This is a genomic window from Chloracidobacterium sp. (assembly GCA_016711345.1).
Lineage (GTDB): Bacteria > Acidobacteriota > Blastocatellia > Pyrinomonadales > Pyrinomonadaceae > OLB17.
In genome coordinates, this window is record JADJTD010000001.1 from 3,867,646 (window position 1) to 3,885,889 (window position 18,244).

The window sequence follows — 18,244 nt, forward strand, 5'->3', positions numbered from 1 at the left end:
CGTCCCTGTTGCACTAAGCGGCCGTCGGACAAGCATCTTTTCTTGTATCGTGGAATAAATCCAGTTTAGCTTTTACGGCTTCCGCGCGCAGAACAAAAATGCAGTGAACGTTTGCGATCACGCCTTTGGTTTTCTTTGATACTTACGCCGGCGGGCGATGACGATGGTTTCTTTCATTTTGAGGTGAAGAGCTCCGTCTTTAAATTCCGGGCTGAGAAACCGAAACGTCGTGTCGAGAGTGATTCCAAAATTGCGGCAGAACGATGCGGCATTAAGGTAACGTCCTGAGCCGTTCGCACGGAACGGAAACACACCGGTCAGCATCAGACTGTCGACCGGCTCGATCGCGATCGTGTCATCCACGCGGCTAAAGTGAAGCCAGGCTCCGACCGGCTTGCCGATCATACTGTAGCTCTTCGCGTTCAACGAGATGACATTCCGACTGTCGATCGACACGTGGATGCGCTGCTCAGGCGGCTCGATTGGCCCGCCAAGGAATTTTTCAAATTTTCTGTCTAAGTTTGCTGGCATAATGTTATGTTTTATAGATAACACAGCTTTTCATCTTTGTCAAGACTTATTTTTCGCAGGCCCGCGCATTCTTACCTTTTCCGGCTTCCATAGTTAAAGAAAACGCCATACTCGCCATACACCAAAAATCGTCAAAAACCGGAAAATATCGATGGCTTTTTGGGTGTCTCCGATGGCTTTTTGGGGTCGTCCGATGGCTTTTTGAGGGTTACCGATGGCAAAATGATGGCAAAATAGGCTCCCGTCTCGACGAAAGCCAATGATTTACTGGATGATATCGCGTTTTCTAAGCGCCACCGTGCTACAAAACGAAGGCTCCGATGTGAGGAGCGGAGGTGTTAAGACAAGTCTGCAATGACAGTATCAACGCTTCGCGAACGTCGTCAGGCGTAACGATCGCATCGACCAAACCTCGTGCTGCGGCGTGTTTGGCGTCGAGTTCGCGGTCGTAGGTTGTGCGGACCTTGTCCATTTCAGCTTCGAGTGCGGCGTCAGGCGACTTCCCTTCTTTTTTGAGCTTTTCGAGCTGCGTTCCAAACATCGCTTGAACGGCGCTGTCCCCTTCCATCACGCCCATTCGACCGGTCGGCAATGAGAAAATAAAGTCCGGATCGAAACCTTGCCCTGCCATCGCGTAATAGCCCGCACCGCTGGCGTGGTTGATGGTTAGCACGATCTTTGGCACCTTGGCGGTCGCCATCGCTTCGACAAAATGGGCTCCCGCACGAATGATCCCGCTATGCTCGGCTTCGGCACCGATCATAAATCCCGACACGTCCTGCACAAACAACAAAGGCGTGTCGTGACGATCGCAATTTTCAATAAAGTAGGCAGTTTTCTCGGCTGATTCGGTATAGACAATCCCTCCGAAACGCGGCGGAGTTCCCGGTTTGCCTTTTGACATGCCACGCGAATTAGCAATAACCCCAACCAGAATTCCACCGATGCGAGCCGTGCCGCAGATCATTTCCTTAGCAAAATCCGCCTGAAACTCGTCGATCTCGCCGTCGTCCAGAAAAGTCTTCAGAACAGCATGCATATCATACGGAGCACGATGGTCAGACGGCAACAGATCATACAGATCTTCGATCTTGGTCTTTGGATTTTTGACCTTTGCGACGGAAACTCTGCTCGGTTCTTTTTCAGGTAATTCGGTAACTAACGCTCGAATTTTCTCGAGGCATTCCTTGTCGTTTTTCGTACGGTAATGAGCAACACCCGAAACGGCATTGTGCGTCATCGCACCGCCAAGTGTTTCGTTATCAATAGTTTGACCGGTCGCCCCTTTTACCAGATTCGCACCGCCAAGGCCCATAAAAGAAGTGCCTTCAACCATCAAAATAACATCCGACAATGCAGGCAAATATGCTCCGCCCGCAACGCACATCCCCATCACAGCAGCGATCTGCGGCACCTTCAAATAACGCCGCATTATTGAGTTGTAATAGAAGATCCGCGCCGCGCCGTACTGCCCCGGAAACACACCGCCTTGATACGGCAAATTCACGCCAGCACTATCCACAAGATAAATGATCGGCACACGATTACGCATAGCGATCTCTTGCGCACGAAGAATTTTCTTGATCGTTTCAGGATACCAAGCACCCGCCTTGATCGTCGCATCGTTAGCGATTACAACGCATTCACGGCCTTTCACTTTGCCAACCACAGTAACAACTGCCGCCGCCGGAGCCGCTCCATCATATTGGTCATACGCGACAAGCAACCCGATCTCTTGCCGATACGTATCTTTGTCAAGCAGCAGATCAATACGTTCGCGCGCCGTCAACTTGCCCTGCGAGTGAATCTTTTCTATTTTAGCCGGCCCGCCGCCAAGCAGCAGTTTTTTCTCAAGACGAACGTATTCGTCTGTTAGTAAACGCAGTCGTGATTTAGTCTGGGAAAGTTTCATTTTTCAGAGATGATAAATGTCGGCACCATTCCGCCGCCCGACGAAACATTTGCCAATTCCGTCGAAGAAAGCCGCGTAAACGCCGAGCCAACTTTGCCAAGAAATAATAGCGGATCCAGATCGACAAGCTGCTCAGTCAACTCCCAATTTCCGGCGTCATCGATTAACATCGGAAATTGTTCTTTGGCAGTCTTGACGCGCTCCTGAACTAGATAATCGCCGTCAGCCAAAGCCACTTTAATTGCGTCGTCCCATTCGGACCGCGAACAGGTCCACCCAAGAAAAATACCGTGCCCCCCGTAATCATCATTCGGCTTTAGCGCTAGCTTGCTGGAATTCGAACGGATCCATTCAACCAGATCAATTTTCTCGCCGCGATTTTCAGTCTGTCCATCGCGAACCTTTCGCGTCCAGGGCACATGAGCACTTATAGCTTTTAATTCATAACCATTGAAAAGGTATGAGTACTTTTCATTAGTAAGCACAGCAAAGATAGCTTTCTTATGGACCAATTTGCTGCGAAAACTATTGACCATGCATATCGTGCCTGCCCGATATGCATCAAGCAACGCCGGTTGCTCTGCCATGATCGGCAAATATTCGTTAACTAGCAGCCGTTTGTAAACGATGTCGATCTCAGTGCCTTTGCATGAGAGGCGTGAGCCGTTGAACTCAAGCTCGTCAGGTGAACAGATGACCGATATGTATCCCTGTGATTCAAAATACTCTTTGAACAACTCAAATTCTTTCAACGTCGGAAGATCTTTCAGGTCGATGATGGCAATTACAGGCTTGCGGACAGGCTTGCAGCCAAGGAATTCTTCATAACACCGAAGCAGCACGTCAAGCATTTTTGAGCGGCCTTCGAGAGTGTTGACTCGGTACCTTTCACTGAATTTTTTCATCACCGGTAAGGTTTCAAAGATCGCAGTCGCCGAGTCCGCATAAGCCACTCCCGCCGGACTTTCGCCATTCAGTTCAACGTAGCTGTAAGTGTCGTCAGTAAGAAAAGAATCGAGCCGCGCGTTTGGTGAGACGTGTTCGTAACCGGGATCAATCTTTACCAGCTCACGCTCGATCTCGGTTACACCAAGTTCGTCGAGTATCTCGTCACTCTCAATGGCTGCGTCTTTTACCTTTTGCAACGCTCCGAAAACTATTTCGCAAGTCGTGACGATCTTTGACCAGTCGCTTTCCATCACAAAATGCGGCCTTAGATAGGGCGTCAATCGACGGCCTCCAAAGATAAGTTTCGAACTTTCCAGCCCTTCGTCAAGCAGCTTTTGCGAAGCCGATGCCAGCTCTGCATCGTTAAGAAGTTCGTGGTAATAGGCTACGGCGTCTTTTAGCATAGTTTGCTCTTATTTCGACATGCTCAGGATCTCTTCGTACTCGTCCTTGTTTAGCGGCATTACGGAAAATCGCGGCTGGCGAACGAGATAAATATTCGCCAGGGCTTTATTCGCCTTGATCGCTTCGAGCGTGACCGGTTTTTTCAAAGGCTTCACAGGCTTTAGCTCGACCGCGTGCCACGCTGTGTCAGTCGGATCGGGAAAAGCTTCCTTAGTAACTTCAGCAATGCCAACGATTTCCTTGCCGACAACCGAATGATAAAAATATACCTTGTCGCCCTTTTTCATTTCCTTAAGAAAAAGCCGCGCTTTGAAATTCCGCACACCGGTCCAATCAGTCTTGCCGTCTTTTACAAAATCATCCCACGAATACGCGGTGGGCTCTTGTTTTACCATCCAATAGTTCATTTGCTCTTATCAATCCTCCAGAGAATATAACCACTGCCTGCAATCAAAGCTAGACCGACAACCATTATTATAATTCCAGTTGTAATTATTCCATCTGTTGGGCCAAAAGGATCCGGATCATCTGCCATCTTTGTTCCAGTCGGATCAATGATACCGAGCAGACCCACCCCTAAAATTAAAAAACCAATTGTCCCTGACACTAATCCAACCACAAACTTTATGATATTGGTGAGGTGCGTCATTTTCACTTTTGTGCATCTGCTGCTTTCTTATTTAACCACTTTGCCCAGCGCTCTAAATAAGGACGCAATGGCTTGAATATTTTCGCCCGCCAACTTCCTTCGGCTTGCTTTTCGCTCCAGACCTTTAGATTTTTTTCTGCGTACTGCCTTATCTGCGGTTCGAGGCTGCTGCGTTTTACTGAATGTTTCTGTGTCAGGAAATAATGCTGTCCGACGAGCGAGAACAAGAGCCCTGCAAGATTGCCCTTGAACGAACTTTTCGCCATGAACTTTTTGATAAAGGTCTCCGTTGGCATCAACAGCGCTCCCATCGACATCTCCATCCACGGAGCCTGATTACCCTGTCGCGGATGGTACAGCCCTGGAAGATCGCCTTTCAAAGGCACGTCCATACTCTTCAGCCGCGGGTCGTTTATAAAATCGACTAGCTTGATCTTTTCAATGCCCCGTATCTGCTCGATAGGTAAAAAATCCAGCACCTTATTGATGCTGCCATCGACATTTTTCGGCAGTGTGATAGTTGACGCATTCTCAATGCGTATCTTTGTAACTTTCGCGGCTTTTTGGCCGGCGGTTTCGATTGCCATAACTTAGGTAAAAGTAAATTGTAAATGGTGAAGCGTAAATAGTAAATTCTGCCACCGCATTGTGGCATATTTGCAACAAAAGAGCCCTCAGAACTGATATTTTCAATGTAAAGCCTGATCTGCAATACTGGCACGATTCTTGTAATAAAACTTGTTTAGATGGCGATCAATCAAACAACCCTAACAAACGCGATCAGCGTCAGCGGCGTTGGCCTGCATACGGGCGTTGAGGTCAATATGACTTTGCGGCACGCTCCGGCGAACACAGGTTACATCTTTGTCCGTACGGATCTTGATAATTTCGAGATACCTGCGTCGGTCGAATACATTTCGCACTGCTCATACGCGACAACGCTGATGCGGCGCGGCGTCGTGCTTTCGACGTGTGAACACCTATTATCTGCATTGAGAGGTTCCGATATCGATAATTGCTTCATTGAATTGGACAATATCGAGATCCCGATAATGGACGGTTCGAGCGAAGACTTTCTGGAATTGATCTCAAAGGGAGGCATCGTCGAGCAAAACGAAAAGCGGCACGTTCTGCGAGTACTTGAGAAAGTCGAGGTTGAGATCGGCGATAGAAAAATGTCCGTCGAGCCGGCAGAAAATTACGAGATCGATTGTATGATCGATTTCCCTCATCCGTTCATCGAACGGCAGCATTTGAATTTTGTGTTTAAGAACGGCTCGTTCGGAAAAGAAATCGCGTCGGCTCGGACGTTTGGATTCACTCACGAGATCGAAGCCCTGCGAAAAGCCAACTTAGCTCTCGGCGGTTCACTCGAAAACGCAATCGTCCTCACCGCCGACGGCATGTTGAACGAAACACCTTTACGTTTTGACGACGAATTCGTCCGCCACAAGATACTCGACATCATCGGCGACTTCGCTTTATTAGGAATGCCGATCCAAGGCAAGATCACCGCCCAAAAAAGCGGCCACAGCGTCCACGCCTCCCTAATGAGCAAACTTCTCAAAGCCGAACATGCGTGGGAAATCGTCGAATTTATCGATTCAGAGTGTTAGCTATGTCTGATGCCGTCCATAAAATGATTATAGGGATCTTTCGGAAATGATGATGTCTATATTGGTTAGATCTAAAGTCGGTTTAATTCTGGCTGGAATATATTTGCTCGTGGTTCTCTACTGTCTTATTGATTATAGTGTATCACCACCGGTAATAATGGCTGAATTTGCTCTACTTATTTTGACTGCTCCTTGGAGTTTTTTTATTTTGATTCTGTTTGAAACATTTGGCATATTAACAGATGAAAATGGAAGTTTCTTAGTCTATTTTTTTGTAGGTTTTGGAGGTTTAATTAACGGACTGATTCTATATTTCATAGGAGTTCTTTCATCGAAACTAATAAAATCTTCGCCTAGTTAAGTAGTTCTGCTCGCTGCCCGATGTGGCATACTACCCTTCCCAATCAGGTGTATGGAATGTTCCCTCCTTATCGATCCGCTGATAAGTATGCGCGCCAAAGAAGTCACGCTGCGCCTGTATAAGGTTTGCAGGCAGGCGTTCAGTACGAAATGCATCGAAATAAGCGAGGGCGGACGAGAAGCACGCTGCAGGAATTCCATTTTCGTTGAATGCCACGACCGTTTTGCGCAGTGAGCCGACACGTGAATTCAACATATCTGCAATTGGTTTATCGAGCAATAGGCTTTCGAGATTTGTGTCATTCGCATAGGCTTTTCGGATCGATTCGAGGAATTTGGAACGGATAATACAGCCGCCGCGCCATATTCGTGCGATCTCGGCGAGATCGAGTCCGTAGCTGCTTTCGATCGAGGCTTTTTGCAGCAAAGACATGCCTTGAGCGTAGGAAAGGATAAATGCGCATAGAAGGGCATCTTCAAGTTCGCCAACCGAGGTTCTCGAATGGCTCTGGTCCGCGGATGTGCTCATGCCGGAATATTTCGCAGCGACAGTCGTTCTCACGGCCTTTTGCGATGAGATCTGACGCATTGTCACGGCCGAGTCGATTGTCGGGATCGGCACGCCAAAATCCATCGCCGCCTGCGAAGTCCATTTGCCCGTTCCTTTTTGACCCGCTGTGTCGAGGATCATTGAGACAAGCGGATTTCCGGTTTCAGGGTCGGTCTTACGCAAAACCTCGGATGTGATCTCGACCAGAAACGAATTTAGTTCGCCACCGTTCCACTCCGTAAACGTCCGGTGCATCTCGGTATTCGCCATCCGCAGAACGCGCTGCATGAAATCGTAAGTCTCGGCGAGCAGCTGCATCATTCCGTACTCGATGCCGTTGTGCACCATCTTGACAAAGTGCCCGGCTGAGCCTGTACCCATATACCCAACGCACGCTTCGCCGTTTACTTTTGCCGAAACGGCCTGTAGAGTTTTTTCGATGCGGTGGTAAAACTCTCGCCGACCGCCGGGCATGATGCTCGCCCCGTGACGAGCGCCTTCTTCGCCCCCGCTAACGCCGATTCCCATAAATCCGACACCTTTTGCATCAAGTTCAGCAATTCGCCGATCGGTGTCGGTGAAATGCGAATTGCCGCCGTCAATAATTAGATCGTCTGTTTCAAGATGCGGCAGCAGATCGGCGATCACCGAATCAACTATCGACCCCGCAGGCACGAGCATCATAATGTTGCGTGGCGATTCGAGCTTCGCAATAAAATCCGCGATGTCGTTGCCTACATCAACAGGCATTCCTGCACCCTCTTCTAAAAGCAGCGAACGTTTACCGGCATCGAGGTCGTAACCCACACCGCTGATGCCGTGTTCAGCAATATTAAGTAAAAAATTACGCCCCATTGTACCGAGGCCGACCATTCCAAAATGTGCTTTACTCATAAGAGAGTTTTACCACAAAGACACAAAGGACACTAAGGCATGTCTTTGTGTTCTTTGTGTCTTTGTGGTGAAATTTTCCTGATGAAAACTTTGCACGAAGCAATCCGCCCGACCACATTTATCGAATCTGCAAAACTGCGCGATCATCTCGGCCTCGATGTTACTATCGCCAGCGAAACGTTCCAACATACCGGCAGCTTTAAATTCCGCGCCGCTTACAATCTTGCGTTGAATGTCGAACAGGACGAGATACTAACCGCTTCGTCAGGCAATTTTGGCCAGGCATTAGCCTATGCTTGTAAACTTCTTGAGAAAAAATGCACGGTCGTGATGCCAGTTACGTCAGCTCAAGTCAAGATCGATGCTGTCCGTAATTACGGAGCGACCGTCGATCTCGTTGACACCACAAAAATAGGACGGAACGAGCGTGTCTCCCAACTCGCCGCCGAAATGCCGGATGCGTATTTTGCTAGTCCATATGACGACAAATTCGTTATTGACGGCAACTCAACCTTAGGCGATGAACTTGCGGGAAAAGACTTTGATGCCCTCATTATACCGGTTGGAGGTGGTGGATTGATCTCAGGTGTTGCTTTAAGTCTAGTCCGTAACCATAAGACAACACAGATATTTGGAGCGGAACCAATACTTGGCAACGATGCATCGCTTTCACTCAAGGCCGGTTACATCATTCCCAACAATACCGAGCCGTTGACCATTGCTGACGGTGCCAGAACGATCTCTCTTGGGAAACTCAATTGGGAAATTATTAAGAATAACGTCGCCGGTATTTTTGAAGTGCCTGAAGAAACGATCAAAGATGCAACAAGACTTTATTTCCACCTCGCCAATCTCAAATGCGAGCCAACCGGAGCCCTTCCGCTTGCCGCTCTGATGCTTAATGCTGAACAATTCCGCAATAAAAAGATCTGCGTCGTTGTCAGCGGCGGAAATGTAGATCCGACGGTTTATCAAAAATTGTTAGTCGTGGATTAAACGGACAACACGGATAAGAAATCAATTGATGTATTATCCCGCGTTGATCCGCGCAAATCTCCGCCAAAATTATCAGGACTTAAGCTCTTCCACAAAAGTCACACGATTGATCTCGTGCAGCGTGCTCATTCCCAGAAAAACTTTCTTGACCGCCGATTCGCGTAGTGATGAGAGTCCTTCTTTTTCAGCTTGGCGACGAATTTCGGAGCCCGGACGGCGTTCGATGATCATTTCACGGATGATGTCAGACATATCGAGCAGTTCGTGAATGGCGGTTCGGCCACGATAGCCGGTATGGTTGCAGGCGTCGCAGCCGACGCTGCGGAAAAATAACTGTTCCGGACCAACTTCTTCTTTGCGAATGCCTGATTCGAGAAGTTCCTCTTCGCTAGGTCTATAAGATCGTTTACATGTCGCACAAAGCAACCGAACAAGCCTCTGAGCCAAAACACAGTTGAGTGCAGACACGAAATTATAGGGTTCAACCCCCATGTTGATAAAACGGCCAATAACGTCGATCACATTGTTGGCGTGAACGGTCGTAAACACCAAGTGGCCGGTCAATGCCGATTGGATAGCGATCTGAGCAGTTTCCTCGTCACGAATTTCGCCGACCATGATCTTGTCAGGATCGTGACGAAGGATTGAACGCAGCCCACGGGCGAACGTCAGTCCTTTCTTCTCGTTCACAGGGATCTGCATGATTCCCTGCAGTTGGTATTCGACGGGGTCTTCGATCGTAATGATCTTATCTTCTTCGGCACGGATCTCGTTGAGAGCACCGTAAAGTGTTGTGGTTTTACCGGAACCAGTTGGACCAGTCACGAGCACCATTCCGTATGGCTCCTTAATATACAGGCGAAAACGGGTGATGTCTTCGGGATCGAACCCCACCACATCTAGACTAAGATTTTTGAATTCCTCGGAGATCTGCTCCTTATCGAGAATACGAATAACGCAGTTCTCTCCGTAGGCAGAAGGCATGATCGACACACGGAAATCGACCGTTCGCCCCTTGTATCGGACGCGAAAACGCCCATCCTGCGGAACTCGGCGTTCGGCAATATCTAGCTCAGACATGACCTTGATACGCGAGATCAATGTTTGATGAAAGGAAATATCGATCGGATCGACTTTTTGATAAAGAGCACCGTCGATACGAAATTTGACGCGAACGTCGCGGTCGCCTGCCTCAATATGAATATCCGAAGCACGCGATTCCATGGCGTTATAAAGTACAGTGTCCACGAGTTTGATGATCGGCGACATCTCGGTGTCGGACGCTAGCCGATCAAGATCGAGAACCTCTTCACCATCCTCCGTTTCCTTTAGGAGCGAGATCTTAAACGTCGAAGCTGCCTCTGCCAAAACACGCTGAGTCGAATCCCCTTTACGAAGCACAACGTCGATCGCTCCGGCGGTGGCGACATAAGGAACGATGCGTACATTTAACACATTCTCAAGCTCATCGAGGAGCTGAAGGTTTGTAGGATCGGCCATCGCGGCGTGCAGATTATTTCCTTCACGCCGCAGCGGAACGAATTGATTGCGCAGCATCAGGTCGACCGGTATCTTCGCCAATTCCTCATGATCGACCGGCGACGGTTGTTCGGGCGGCAAGAGATCAATGAAAGGCAGTCGATACCTGTGTGCAAGTTGCTTCGCGCCGGCTACCTCCGGCGGTTCCTTATCCAAAAATTCCGCAATCGCCACGGTTGGCCCCGTAGCGTTAGCTGTCTCAGTCTGTGTTTGTTCGCTCATGTTACTTCAATCTAAATAAAAACTATTTCCGTCCGCCGGCTGGGCCCGACGAGATCATTTGAATGATCGGCAAGTAGATAGCCAAAAGGATCGTCACCACAATTCCCGCCATAAACAACAAGATCAGCGGTTCCAAAAGCGTCGTAAACTGCTCGAGTCTAACCTCTGCTTCTGCATCATAAAACGTCGCCACTTCATCAAGCATCTCCCGCAAGCTGCCCGACCTTTCTCCGATCCCGATCATATCGAGTCCAAGTTCCGGCACCCAATTCGCTTTTTCCAGTGCTTCCGTAAAACCGCGGCCTTCGCGTATCAGCGGCAGCACGCCTTGGCTGCGTCTTCTTAGTTCTAAATTGTTTATCGCTTGCGAAGAAATATCCCACGAATCCGGAACGGTGATGCCGCCAGAAAGCAGCGTGGACAAAGATCGCGCAAGCTGCGCCGTGGTCATATTGCGTATTAACTGTCCGGCGATCGGTATGCGAAGTAAAAATTTGTGAAGCAGGAGTTTACCACTCGTCGTCCTTAACCAAAAATAAATCGCGAAGCCAACAATAAGCAGGAGCGGAAGCAACCAAAATATATTGTCGATAACGGAGTTCGATATCCAAAGCACGATCAGCGTAACCGTCGGCAGTGATCGATTGGCCGCCAAGCTTTTAAAAAGGTCGGACATTCGCGGAACGATGTAAAGCGTCAAAAACGCGACCATTATTCCCGATGCCAAAAGCAAAAACGCCGGATAAGCGAGGGCTCCGCGTAGCTTTCGCGAAACGCCTACACTGCGTTTCAAATACTCGACAAAACGCGCTAGCACATCGTCCAAGGCTCCGCTTCGTTCGCCTGCTAGTATCGACGCGGTATATATTTTAGGAAACAGCCCTTGCGCCTCAAAGGCTTCCGACAACGGAACACCACTTTTGATCTTTTCTTCGACATCGGTCAAAACGGCACGAAGGTTCGCCGATGCGGACCGCGTCTTCAAAAGCTCGATCGACTGCAAAACTGGAATGCCCGCCCGGAGCAACGCTGAAAGCTGCTGATTAAAAAGCAGAAAATCAGCCTGTTTGACCTTAGCCTTTTTGCTGCCGCCAAACGAGAGAACCGCCGAAAGCCCCTCTTGGGAACTAGACACCGCAAAAACCTTAAACCCTTCGTTTTCGAGCCGAGCTCTCGCCTCACCAGCGGCGGATGCCTCGACGACTCGAGTGATGATTTCGCCGGAAGGCGTACCAAGGCGGCAAATAAAGTCAGTCATATCTATCGAGCTTGCTGACGAGATCTACTTCTTCGTCGGCAGTCTAAAAAATGTTACGGCTGAGCCGCCGCGTGCATCAAACTTTCAGATTATATCACGCAAAACTCCGATTTTAGTTGCGCACTTACGACAATCTGAGTTTTTGAGCGGCATAAACAACCTTGCCGCTTATCGTTACATCCAAAACAATATCTTGCGGAAACTGGGTTCGTTCCCTAGTATATTAAGGTATATAAGTTATTGAACCATATGCTCAATTTGGAAAATATTCGTTTTGACGCGATCTTGAGGCTTACGGCATTGTTCGCTCTTGTATTTTCCTTATCCATTTTTACTATTGGCCAATCACCATCACCAACGTCTACTCCAGATGATGATCCCGACCGTCCGGTCAGGGTAAAAACCGATCTTGTCACTTTAACGCTTACAGTTACCGATCTATACGGCCGCTATGTATCGGGCTTGACCAAAGGTGCTTTTACGATCACCGATAACAATCAAGAGCAGGACATCCAATTTTTTAGCGACAGCGATGCGCCGGTTTCGGTCGGGATCATATTCGATCTTTCGGGCTCGATGGGCGGTGATAAGATCCTCAAGGCTCAAAAGGCTCTTTCGCGATTCATAATGACGAGCCATCCGTCGGATGAGTATTTTCTGATCGGATTTAACAGTCGTGCGCAACTCCTTCTCGACCGTACACGCGATGGTGACGCCGTCCTGCGAAAACTGACAATGGTACAGCCGAATAAAAATACTGCTCTTTATGATGCTGTATATCTCGGCGTCGAGCGGGTCACCCGCGGCAGCCATCAAAAGCGGGCTCTGTTGATCATCAGCGATGGCCAGGACAATAATTCACGTTACAATTTTGGCGAAGTGCGGCGTTTGCTTAAAGAAACTGATGTCGTCGCCTATTCAGTCGGAATCATGGATCGTGCCGATTCAGCGAGTACTCTCGGAAACCAAGGCGAAGCGTTTTTAGAAGAGCTTAGTTCTGTAACGGGTGGAAAAGCCTTTTTTCCGCAAACTGATGTTGAGATGGATGATATGTTCGAACGCATCGCTCTGGAACTGCGGCATCAATATTCGCTCGGCTACACGCCAAAAGATTTTCAACCAAACGGAAAATGGCGTAAAGTAAAAGTTAAGGTCAAACCCCCAAGAGGGTTGCCGCGTCTAACGGTTCGCAGTCGTGACGGCTACTATGCCATACCAAGTGCCCCAACTTCTCGCTAGAGAGTTTTGTAAATAAATGATGAAAAGAAACTTGTTCCTGATCTCGCTTGCAGTTCTTCTCACGTTTTCAGTTTCAGATTCACTAACCAAGGCGGAAACACGAACGATGGTCGGTGTGTCCTTAGCATCTCCGACGGCAACAGCGGCCAAATCTCCGTCCGCATCGCCTCCAGCCGTAAAGCCAACGCCTCCAATACTTAAAGAAGACGATGAGGTCATCAAGATCGACACCGAACTCGTCAACATGAACGTCCGCGTCGTCGACCGCAACAACCGTCCTATCAACAACCTTCAGCAGCGAGATTTCAAAATATTCGAAGACGGCAATTTGCAGCAGATAGATTTTTTTTCAAAGTCTGAAGTGCCGACAAACTACGCGCTGGTCATCGACAATTCCGGTTCGCTTCGTCAACAGCTAGACAAGGTTATCGAAGCAGGAAAGATTCTTGTGAACACAAACAAACCTGAAGACGAAGCAATGGTCATCAGATTTGTTGGCCGCGACAAGATCAGCATCGAACAGGAATTCACGCCGAATAAAACCGATCTCAATGATGCACTGGATAATCTTTTTATAGAAGGCGGCCAAACCGCTATTATCGATGCAGTTTATCTTGCGGTTGAAAACATAGAAGAATACGAAAAGTCTAAAAAGATAGACGATCGAAAACGGCGCGCGCTTATTCTGGTTTCTGACGGAGAAGATCGTAATAGTTTTTATACCGAAAAGCAGTTGTTCGAGCTTCTTCGTGAGTCCGAAGTTCAAATTTATGTTATCGGATTTGTTGATGAGCTGAGCAAAGAAAGCGGCTTTATCGGCAAGAGCCCGCAATCTAAATCTAAGGCATTTCTCGAACGCCTCGCAACAGACAGCGGCGGCAAGGCATACTTCCCTGCATCCGCGGCCGCTCTTCCGGGCCTCGCAAAAGAAATTTCCAGCGAATTGAGAACTCAGTATTCGATTGGCTATATCCCTTCGAACGACAAACGCGACGGCACATACCGCAGCATCAAAGTAACAGTCGCCGACGGCCCAAAAGCCGAAAAACGCATCGCCATAACCCGAGCCGGCCGCACCGCCGACGGCTCTGGCAAGCAAAACTCAGTGCCCGAGCCAACCTCAACGCCAGGAGTAAGATAAAGTCGGAACCGTAAGCGGTAGCGACTGGATTCTTTTATAGACACCTACTGAAACTTGCACAAGAAAACATCGTCTGTTTTCATCTTTCTTTGTGTCCTTTATGCCTCTGGGGTGAAAATTCTCAGGGACGCGCAAACAAAAAGCTACTCAGGGACGCTGCCTGAAATTTTCTTGCGTGTGGTTTCGCCGGTTCTTAAAACGGAGATGCCTTCGTCAACTTCTTCGTGAGGTCTTGGAATGACATGAGTCGCAGTGACTGTGCCGATTCTTCTCGCTGCTGCGGCACCGGCATCTACGGCCGCTTTTACAGCTCCGACTTCGCCGCGAACTATGGCCGTGACAAGTCCGGCGTCGATCCTTTCGTAACCGACGAGCGTAACATTTGCTGCCTTGACCATTGCGTCTGCCGCTTCGATCATTGCGACCAGCCCAAAACATTCGACCATTCCAAGTGCTTGCATATCTTCCTCAACTTATTTCCAATAAACAGTTATAAATACGACCGCGACGACCATCAAAAATATCAAAAGCGAAATGGCGAAAAGCACTACACCGGAACGCCCTTCCGATCCTTCCCAAACCTCGTCTTTTTTTCGTTTTGGAACGATGCGTGCTTTTTTTCGTTCCGCCGCAGCCAACGCCATCTTGTCTGCAGGTTCAGGCTCCTCTATCTTAAACCTCGCGGCCAGATCGTCGAGGGCGGACTTAGTTTCATCGGACAAATCAGTCGGAGCAGTGCCGTTCATGTGCTTTGCGGACTCAGCAAAATTGTGCCCGCAGTTGTAACAAAACAGCGTATTCTCGCGGACATCAGCACCGCACCTTTCGCAAGTCGCTTTTTCGAGTGCCGTCTCAACCATTGTCTAAACTCGCGCAAAAACCTCTTTCTCTTCCCCAAGGTCACGTGCCGACGGAGTGAGTATAGTCTTCTTCGAAATATAGATCTTCTGCCCGCTATCGACAGCCCGCCGTACGTCATCTTCACTGACAAAATCCACCGTCGCGATCGGAACAGGTTTCTGAACAGCTTTCTCTGGCGTGATATCGTGAACGACAGTTTTGACTTCCGTTTGGACAACCGGTTTTGGAAGTTCAGGAGCTTTTACGGGCTCCGGCATTTCCGCCAATTTCTTGCTCAGAAAACCATCTACGATTGCGGCGATGTCATTTCGATTAGGAACTTTGCGTGGAGCCGCTGGAGCAGAATACTCATTCTTCACTGCTTCCTGCCTGACGCTGATTGTGGACTGTTTATTGATCGGCTTCGTCTCAAACGCAACGCGCTTTATGTCCATTAAATGATGCGGTGAGATATTGTCAGACGTAACATTTCCGCCCCAAGAGCCGCAGCCGAGCGTCATCGAGGGTGCAAGATCGGTTGAAAATCCGATAGCTCCATGCGTCGTCGGCGAATTGATAATGACTCGTGCCGCAGGCATTTGGCCACCGTAACGAATCGCTGCTTCACGGTCTTGAGTATGCATTCCGGCGGTGTGGCCCATGCCGCCGAACTGTAAAATTTCCTGGCAGCGAGTCGCTCCAGCCTCGACACCGTCTGCGACAAAGAAGGCAAGCGTCGGCGACAATTTCTCGATTGACCACGGGTAATCGCGGCCGACACCGCCGCAATCGGCTAGCAAACATCGCGTACCTTCGGGGATCGAAACTCCCGCAAGGTCAGCAATGAATTTGGCCGACTTGCCAACGATGCCAGCGTTCAAAGTTCGCTGCGGAGTAAGCAAAATTTTCGCGACCGCATCGGCTTCGGTCGGATTCAAAAAATGTCCGCCCTGAGCTTTAAATTGAGCACGGACCTCAGCAGCGACCGGAGCGTCTGCGACTACGGATTGTTCCGACGCACAGATAGTTCCGTTATCAAAACAGGTGCTCGCCAAAATATCTGCGACGGCCTTTTCGACATTCGCCGAGCGTTCGATAAATACGGGAACATTGCCGGGTCCAACGCCGAACGCAGGTTTGCCCGAGGAATAAGCTGCTCGCACAAGCCCCGTGCCGCCGGTTGCAAGGATGACCGCGGTCTTTTTGTTTTTCATCAGAGCCTCGGTGCCCTCGATGGTCGAGGTCGTGAGGCAGATGATGGCGTTCGCAGGCAAGCCGTGCTTGATCGCGGCTTCGCTCATGATGCGTGTCGTTTCCGCAATGCAATTGGCGGCTGACGGGTGCGGCGACAGAACAATTGTATTACGCGATTTTATTGCGATGATGATCTTAAAGATCGCAGTCGAAGTCGGATTTGTCGAAGGAATGATCGCGGCAACAACGCCGCGAGGGCTGGCGATCTCTACAATGCTCTTGGTGTCGGAAACGACGCCGACCGTCTTGAGATTGCGAAAATAGTTCCAAACGTCCTCGGAGGCAAAGCGATTCTTTTCACGTTTGTCCTCGGCCTTGCCAAAACCGGTCTCTTCGTGAGCCATTTGACCGAGCCGTGTGGCGGCGGCAAGAGCAGCTTTGGACATAGCTTCGCAGATCTCATCGATCCTTATCTGATTCAGCTTACTCACAGACTGAAAGGCAAACGACGCGGCCTCAACCGCGTCGCGCGCTTCCTGTTGTGCAACCAGATCCTTGTCAGCCATACGCCCAGAACTGCGAATGTCGAAAATCGAATATCGAATTCAGAATTTTGAATGAATTCGACATTCGTTATTCGAAATTGTTACTTTGTCTTTGTTTTATTCCCCTGCTGAGTGCCGGTTGTTTCGGAGTTTGCTCCGCCCGAGCCAAGTTGTTTGCCGCCGCCCTGAAGCGCTTTTTCATCCGGGCTGTAACCGACCGCTCCACCTTTAGGCAAAACGCGCTCGACCTCGCCGTGCGGACGCGGAATGACGTGAACGCTTATCAGTTCGCCAACACGACGCGCAGCAGCAGCACCGGCATCGGTAGCAGCTTTAACGGCTCCGACATCGCCGCGAACAAATATCGTCACATAACCGGCACCGATATATTCTTTTCCGACAAGTTTAACATTCGCAGCCTTGACCATTGCATCGGCGGCCTCGACCGCACCTACAAAACCTTTGGTCTCTACCATTCCCAAAGCTTCTAAACTCATTGATTACTCCTCATATGTTGGATTACCTTACTGATAGTAATATAAGTCATCGCGATTGCCAAAATGCAACTGCCGCAAAAGCCTTAAATCAATTGACAATGTCGTCGTTCGAGGGCTATATTTCAAGTCACGAGCGTTGTTTATTCAAGTATTTGATAAGTCGGCCGAGCAAACAAAATGTCAGTAACTCTTGGTGAAAAATTACGAGCGGCCCGCGAAGCGAAAGGTGTCCCTATTAGTGAGGTTGCCGAACAGACCCGTATTGCTCCGCTTTACATTGAGTCTATTGACAATGACGACTATCGCGCTTTACCTGGGGGAATTTTCAATCGCGGCTTTATCAAATCCTATGCAAAGTATGTCGGTGTCAATGAGGCGGAAGCTCTTGCCGATTATGCGCGGCTTTTGAACGATACCGAAGGCAACGACGTCGAAGAAGTAATAACCTACAAGCCGCAGGTTTTGACCGACGACAATCAGCCCAATTCAATGGTGCCGACGATCATTGTGGCGATAGTGGTTCTCGGGTTGATGACCGGAGTGATCTTGTTTCTCGTAAATTACTTCAGCCAGCCTGCTTTGCCGACCTTAGATAACAACAAGATCATTTCAAATGCAGTAGTTGAAACCGCAACTCCTGTCGAAATAAACTCCACGGCAACAACGGCGAATGTTGCTCCTTCTGAGATCCCGATATCTTCGCCTCTGTCTAATTCGGAAGCGACGGTTTCAAATTCATCTGCTGCCGCGGCTTCGCCAACGAAAACAAAGCCGATAACTGAAAAGCCAAAACCTGCTGCAAACACACCCGTTATCTCGAAGCCTGCTAACACTTCCATGAAGCCGATGAACGGAACACGTTAGCAAATTATTACAGATATATTTTTTACATGTCCGCGAAGTGATTT

18 protein-coding genes are annotated in these 18,244 nt (G+C 49.1%); 5 read left to right on the forward strand and 13 right to left on the reverse strand.

Annotation, left to right across the window (positions count from 1 at the left end; all coding sequences use genetic code 11):
* Positions 1–117: 117 nt before the first annotated feature.
* The 6 genes from IPL32_16360 to IPL32_16385 all read right to left on the reverse strand — a co-directional run bounded on the left by IPL32_16360 (position 118) and on the right by IPL32_16385 (position 5,032).
* Positions 118–531: a hypothetical protein gene (locus tag IPL32_16360; GenBank protein MBK8467390.1), complete on the reverse strand. Its 414-nt coding sequence runs from the start codon at positions 529–531 to the stop codon at positions 118–120.
* A gap of 301 nt (positions 532–832) precedes the next feature.
* Positions 833–2,443, reverse strand: coding sequence for an acyl-CoA carboxylase subunit beta (locus tag IPL32_16365; protein MBK8467391.1), 1,611 nt, complete (start codon positions 2,441–2,443; stop codon positions 833–835).
* Entirely contained in the window at positions 2,440–3,795 is a 1,356-nt protein-coding gene (locus IPL32_16370) for a hypothetical protein (GenBank protein ID MBK8467392.1), read from the reverse strand. Before IPL32_16370 ends, IPL32_16365 begins: the two co-directional genes overlap by 4 nt.
* 9 nt (positions 3,796–3,804) lie before the next feature.
* Positions 3,805–4,203: an EVE domain-containing protein gene (locus IPL32_16375; protein ID MBK8467393.1), complete on the reverse strand. Its 399-nt coding sequence runs from the start codon at positions 4,201–4,203 to the stop codon at positions 3,805–3,807.
* On the reverse strand, positions 4,200–4,445 hold the full coding sequence (locus IPL32_16380) for a hypothetical protein (GenBank protein MBK8467394.1): 246 nt from the start codon (positions 4,443–4,445) through the stop codon (positions 4,200–4,202). Before IPL32_16380 ends, IPL32_16375 begins: the two co-directional genes overlap by 4 nt.
* A 2-nt stretch (positions 4,446–4,447) precedes the next feature.
* Entirely contained in the window at positions 4,448–5,032 is a 585-nt protein-coding gene (locus IPL32_16385) for a hypothetical protein (protein ID MBK8467395.1), read from the reverse strand.
* Between the two features lie 159 nt (positions 5,033–5,191).
* Here IPL32_16385 and IPL32_16390 point away from each other — a divergent pair, with 159 nt between their 5' ends.
* Positions 5,192–6,061, forward strand: a complete 870-nt coding sequence (locus IPL32_16390; protein ID MBK8467396.1) for a UDP-3-O-acyl-N-acetylglucosamine deacetylase — start codon at positions 5,192–5,194, stop codon at positions 6,059–6,061.
* 391 nt (positions 6,062–6,452) lie between these two features.
* Here the strand turns inward: IPL32_16390 and gndA are convergent, their stop codons facing one another.
* Positions 6,453–7,865: an NADP-dependent phosphogluconate dehydrogenase gene (gene gndA / locus IPL32_16395; GenBank protein ID MBK8467397.1), complete on the reverse strand. Its 1,413-nt coding sequence runs from the start codon at positions 7,863–7,865 to the stop codon at positions 6,453–6,455.
* A gap of 81 nt (positions 7,866–7,946) precedes the next feature.
* On the opposite strand from gndA, the gene IPL32_16400 reads away from it, so the two are divergent.
* On the forward strand, positions 7,947–8,861 hold the full coding sequence (locus IPL32_16400; GenBank protein MBK8467398.1) for a pyridoxal-phosphate dependent enzyme: 915 nt from the start codon (positions 7,947–7,949) through the stop codon (positions 8,859–8,861).
* A gap of 72 nt (positions 8,862–8,933) precedes the next feature.
* On the opposite strand, the gene IPL32_16405 is transcribed toward IPL32_16400, so the two are convergent.
* On the reverse strand, positions 8,934–10,622 hold the full coding sequence (locus IPL32_16405) for a type II/IV secretion system protein (GenBank protein ID MBK8467399.1): 1,689 nt from the start codon (positions 10,620–10,622) through the stop codon (positions 8,934–8,936).
* Between the two features lie 22 nt (positions 10,623–10,644).
* The gene (locus IPL32_16410; protein ID MBK8467400.1) at positions 10,645–11,880 is read right to left on the reverse strand and encodes a type II secretion system F family protein; all 1,236 of its coding nucleotides are present in this window, start codon (positions 11,878–11,880) and stop codon (positions 10,645–10,647) included.
* 249 nt (positions 11,881–12,129) lie between these two features.
* On the opposite strand from IPL32_16410, the gene IPL32_16415 reads away from it, so the two are divergent.
* Together IPL32_16415 and IPL32_16420 are read left to right on the forward strand one after the other, a co-directional pair.
* Entirely contained in the window at positions 12,130–13,119 is a 990-nt protein-coding gene (locus tag IPL32_16415; GenBank protein ID MBK8467401.1) for a VWA domain-containing protein, read from the forward strand.
* A 16-nt stretch (positions 13,120–13,135) separates the two neighbouring features.
* Positions 13,136–14,260: a VWA domain-containing protein gene (locus tag IPL32_16420; protein ID MBK8467402.1), complete on the forward strand. Its 1,125-nt coding sequence runs from the start codon at positions 13,136–13,138 to the stop codon at positions 14,258–14,260.
* 143 nt (positions 14,261–14,403) lie between these two features.
* Here IPL32_16420 and IPL32_16425 read toward each other — a convergent pair whose 3' ends face one another.
* The 4 genes from IPL32_16425 to IPL32_16440 form a co-directional block, all read right to left on the reverse strand.
* Positions 14,404–14,721, reverse strand: coding sequence for a BMC domain-containing protein (locus tag IPL32_16425; GenBank protein ID MBK8467403.1), 318 nt, complete (start codon positions 14,719–14,721; stop codon positions 14,404–14,406).
* A gap of 12 nt (positions 14,722–14,733) precedes the next feature.
* Positions 14,734–15,120, reverse strand: a complete 387-nt coding sequence (locus IPL32_16430; protein MBK8467404.1) for a zinc ribbon domain-containing protein — start codon at positions 15,118–15,120, stop codon at positions 14,734–14,736.
* A 3-nt stretch (positions 15,121–15,123) separates the two neighbouring features.
* A complete protein-coding gene (locus tag IPL32_16435) occupies positions 15,124–16,860 on the reverse strand; it encodes an aldehyde dehydrogenase family protein (GenBank protein MBK8467405.1) in 1,737 nt (578 codons plus the stop codon).
* Between the two features lie 80 nt (positions 16,861–16,940).
* Positions 16,941–17,336, reverse strand: a complete 396-nt coding sequence (locus IPL32_16440; GenBank protein MBK8467406.1) for a BMC domain-containing protein — start codon at positions 17,334–17,336, stop codon at positions 16,941–16,943.
* Between the two features lie 177 nt (positions 17,337–17,513).
* Here IPL32_16440 and IPL32_16445 point away from each other — a divergent pair, with 177 nt between their 5' ends.
* Positions 17,514–18,200, forward strand: coding sequence for a helix-turn-helix domain-containing protein (locus IPL32_16445; GenBank protein MBK8467407.1), 687 nt, complete (start codon positions 17,514–17,516; stop codon positions 18,198–18,200).
* The last annotated feature ends 44 nt before the right edge of the window (positions 18,201–18,244 follow it).

Bases quoted from the DNA above. Each gene is read 5' to 3' on its own strand.
- IPL32_16360 (MBK8467390.1), bottom strand. From the start codon at position 531: ATGCCAGCAAACTTAGACAGAAAATTTGAAAAATTCCTTGGCGGGCCA.
- IPL32_16365 (MBK8467391.1), bottom strand. From the start codon at position 2,443: ATGAAACTTTCCCAGACTAAATCACGACTGCGTTTACTAACAGACGAA.
- IPL32_16370 (MBK8467392.1), bottom strand. From the start codon at position 3,795: ATGCTAAAAGACGCCGTAGCCTATTACCACGAACTTCTTAACGATGCA.
- IPL32_16375 (MBK8467393.1), bottom strand. From the start codon at position 4,203: ATGAACTATTGGATGGTAAAACAAGAGCCCACCGCGTATTCGTGGGAT.
- IPL32_16380 (MBK8467394.1), bottom strand. From the start codon at position 4,445: ATGACGCACCTCACCAATATCATAAAGTTTGTGGTTGGATTAGTGTCA.
- IPL32_16385 (MBK8467395.1), bottom strand. From the start codon at position 5,032: ATGGCAATCGAAACCGCCGGCCAAAAAGCCGCGAAAGTTACAAAGATA.
- IPL32_16390 (MBK8467396.1), top strand. From the start codon at position 5,192: ATGGCGATCAATCAAACAACCCTAACAAACGCGATCAGCGTCAGCGGC.
- gndA (MBK8467397.1), bottom strand. From the start codon at position 7,865: ATGAGTAAAGCACATTTTGGAATGGTCGGCCTCGGTACAATGGGGCGT.
- IPL32_16400 (MBK8467398.1), top strand. From the start codon at position 7,947: ATGAAAACTTTGCACGAAGCAATCCGCCCGACCACATTTATCGAATCT.
- IPL32_16405 (MBK8467399.1), bottom strand. From the start codon at position 10,622: ATGAGCGAACAAACACAGACTGAGACAGCTAACGCTACGGGGCCAACC.
- IPL32_16410 (MBK8467400.1), bottom strand. From the start codon at position 11,880: ATGACTGACTTTATTTGCCGCCTTGGTACGCCTTCCGGCGAAATCATC.
- IPL32_16415 (MBK8467401.1), top strand. From the start codon at position 12,130: ATGCTCAATTTGGAAAATATTCGTTTTGACGCGATCTTGAGGCTTACG.
- IPL32_16420 (MBK8467402.1), top strand. From the start codon at position 13,136: ATGATGAAAAGAAACTTGTTCCTGATCTCGCTTGCAGTTCTTCTCACG.
- IPL32_16425 (MBK8467403.1), bottom strand. From the start codon at position 14,721: ATGCAAGCACTTGGAATGGTCGAATGTTTTGGGCTGGTCGCAATGATC.
- IPL32_16430 (MBK8467404.1), bottom strand. From the start codon at position 15,120: ATGGTTGAGACGGCACTCGAAAAAGCGACTTGCGAAAGGTGCGGTGCT.
- IPL32_16435 (MBK8467405.1), bottom strand. From the start codon at position 16,860: ATGGCTGACAAGGATCTGGTTGCACAACAGGAAGCGCGCGACGCGGTT.
- IPL32_16440 (MBK8467406.1), bottom strand. From the start codon at position 17,336: ATGAGTTTAGAAGCTTTGGGAATGGTAGAGACCAAAGGTTTTGTAGGT.
- IPL32_16445 (MBK8467407.1), top strand. From the start codon at position 17,514: ATGTCAGTAACTCTTGGTGAAAAATTACGAGCGGCCCGCGAAGCGAAA.